Here is a 2,902-nt window from a genome sequence, read left to right as displayed (position 1 = left end):
CTGGATTCAGGCAACCGAATTTAGCAAGTGGAGAACCGATCGTGTTAATGAAAACATATTAGAAAGAGAAAAATATTTAAAAAAAGACTCAAAAATTGATGAAGTATCGGCGGATGCTAATTTTAGTACTGAAACTTATTTAGCAACACCAACACAAAGCTATGGCGGAAATGAAGATGTTGTTCTTAAAAAAGGAGCTAGAGGCTCAAGCGGAAAAAAAGGTCAAAATGCAGATGAAACAGCTACTAATGTATATGCACAAAGAAGTACAGGCATCCTTTTACCCGAATATAGATTGCCTACAGAAGCCGAATGGGAATATGCTGCAACAGCATTGGTTGGCAATAGAGAATACAACCTATACAAAGGACAAAAGAAATATCCGTGGAACGGACAATATACGCGTTCAGGAAAAAGAAAAATCAAAGGTGATCAACTGGCCAACTTTAAACAGGGCAAGGGTGATTATGGTGGAATAGCAGGGTGGTCTGATGACGGTGCCGATATTACACAATATGTAAAGGCTTATGCTCCTAATGATTTTGGCTTATATGACATGGCTGGAAATGTGGCCGAATGGGTTGCAGATGTATACAGACCAATGGTAGATGACGAAGCTAATGATTTCAATTATTACAGAGGTAATGTATATATGAAAAATAAAATTGGTGAAGACGGAAATGTAGAATTAGTTACTTCAGAAAATATTGCCTATGACACTTTAAGCAACGGAAAAATTGTTGCACGTAATTATCCTGGCCAAATAGCTCAAGTACCCGTTGATGAAAATGAAACGTATTTAAGAACTCAATTTTCTACTTCTGACAACAGAAATTACAGAGATGGTGACAGACAATCTACACGTTATTTTGATTTTGGAAATACAGAAGAAGAATCTCAAGCTGAAAAAAACAAATACAGAATGTATGATTCTCCTGAACATTCAGTATCAAAAGATAGTTTAGGTAACTTATTAAAACAATATGACAAGTCGAACAAAAGAACAACACTTGTTGATGACAATGTTAGAGTATACAAAGGTGGATCATGGAGAGATAGAGCTTATTGGTTAGACCCTGCCTCAAGAAGATATTTTCCTCAAGACATGGCAACTGACTATATTGGGTTTAGATGTGCAATGTCAAAAGTAGGACCTAAATTAAACAAAAAAAAGGCTAGAAACTAGTTTTTAAATAAAATACATTATTAAAAAAAAGCCCTTTTTGAAAAGGGCTTTTTTTTATATCTTTACTTTATGGAAATAAACGCTATATATTCAAAATTTTTAGAATGCTCTTCAATCTCAACCGATACAAGAAATATTGAGACAAATTCAATGTTTGTCGCATTAAAAGGAGAAAACTTTGATGCCAACACATTTGCAAATGAAGCCATTAAAAAAGGAGCTAAATTCGTAATTATAGATAACCCTGAGTTTTATATTAATGATCAAACAATTTTAGTAAACAACAGCCTAACAGCGCTTCAGTTGTTAGCTAATTACCATAGAAAACAATTTAACATTCCTATCATTAGTATTACAGGAAGTAATGGAAAAACTACAACAAAAGAGTTGATAAATGCCGTTTTATCAAGCACATATAAAACCATAGCCACCATTGGTAATTTAAACAATCATATAGGGGTTCCCTTAACTTTATTAAGATTAACTTCAGAAACCGAAATAGGCATAATTGAGATGGGTGCTAATCATCAAAAAGAGATTGAATTATTGTGTGAAATTGCTGAACCTAATTTTGGATATGTTACTAATTTTGGAAAAGCACATTTAGAAGGCTTTGGCGGGACCGAAGGAGTTATTATAGGTAAAAGCGAAATGTATTCTTATTTAAAAAATAATTCGAAAACTGCGTTTATCAATCTTGACGACACCATACAAAATCAAAAAACTACTGCAATCAATAGGATTACGTTTTCACAAAAAGATCAAAACGCTACAGTTTTTATAGATTCCGTTTGTGCCGACCCTATGGTTAAAATCAAATATAACAGCACCAACATTCAATCCCATTTAATAGGCGTGTACAATGCAAATAACATCAACTGCGCCATAACTATTGCAAATTATTTTAACGTAGATGTGTTGGCCATTAAAACTGCTATTGAAAATTATATACCCATAAACAATCGATCACAAATTATATTAAAAAAAACGAACGAAATTATTTTGGACGCTTATAACGCAAACCCGAGCAGTATGAATGCTGCTTTAATAAATTTTTTACAGCTAACAAAAACTCCTAAAATTGCAATACTTGGTGATATGTTTGAGCTAGGAAATGAAAGTTTTAAAGAACATCAAAAAATAGTTGACTTAGTTTCCAACACTGATATTGATGTTTATTGCATAGGCGATCACTTTTTTCAAAATAAAAAAACAATTGAAAATATTAAATTTTTTGAAAATTTTGAAAGACTTTCAAATCACATTAAAACAAATCCTATATACAAAAGTTTAATCCTTATTAAAGGATCTAGAGGTATGGCGTTAGAACGTACTTTAGATATTTTGTAAAAAAAACTCCAACATTTCTGTTGAAGTTTTGTGGGCGATATTCATTTAACTTCAAACCAAATACTGCATTTTATTGAATAATTTAATTAAAAAATGAAATAACAATATTGTTTATTGCTTTTTCAAAAGCTGTTTTGTGTCTGAAAGTTAAGTCATAAACCGAAAGTTTAGGCTTATTTAATCCGCCACATCGCCATGCGGCAACACGTTGCAAGTAACCTTATGAACAAGGTTCGTGTAAAATTTCAACGTTTCAGCCTACGCAAAGGCTTATTACAGAAAAGAAATAACACCTAACAAAAGAAAATAAAGTACTTGTAACGGGCAGAAATCCATAGTGGAGAAAAACAGCAGAAAATCTTTGAC

Annotated in this window: 2 protein-coding genes; both read left to right on the top strand. The window is 32.4% G+C overall.

Features of this window, described 5'->3' with window-relative positions:
* The coding region (gldJ, locus tag AABM47_RS08975; protein WP_338410587.1) for a gliding motility lipoprotein GldJ at positions 1-1,186 on the top strand (1,186 nt) is incomplete at its 5' end.
* A gap of 69 nt (positions 1,187-1,255) precedes the next feature.
* Entirely contained in the window at positions 1,256-2,536 is a 1,281-nt protein-coding gene (murF, locus tag AABM47_RS08970; RefSeq protein WP_338410586.1) for a UDP-N-acetylmuramoyl-tripeptide--D-alanyl-D-alanine ligase, read from the top strand.
* Positions 2,537-2,902: the final 366 nt, after the last annotated feature.

The organism is uncultured Flavobacterium sp., from assembly GCF_963925415.1.
Taxonomy (GTDB): domain Bacteria; phylum Bacteroidota; class Bacteroidia; order Flavobacteriales; family Flavobacteriaceae; genus Flavobacterium.
Note: the sequence above shows the minus strand (reverse complement) of the source record. Positions and strands in the feature narration are given on the sequence as shown.

What these genes read in the sequence shown, in the direction of transcription:
- murF (WP_338410586.1), top strand. Translation starts at nt 1,256, where the DNA reads ATGGAAATAAACGCTATATATTCAAAATTTTTAGAATGCTCTTCAATC.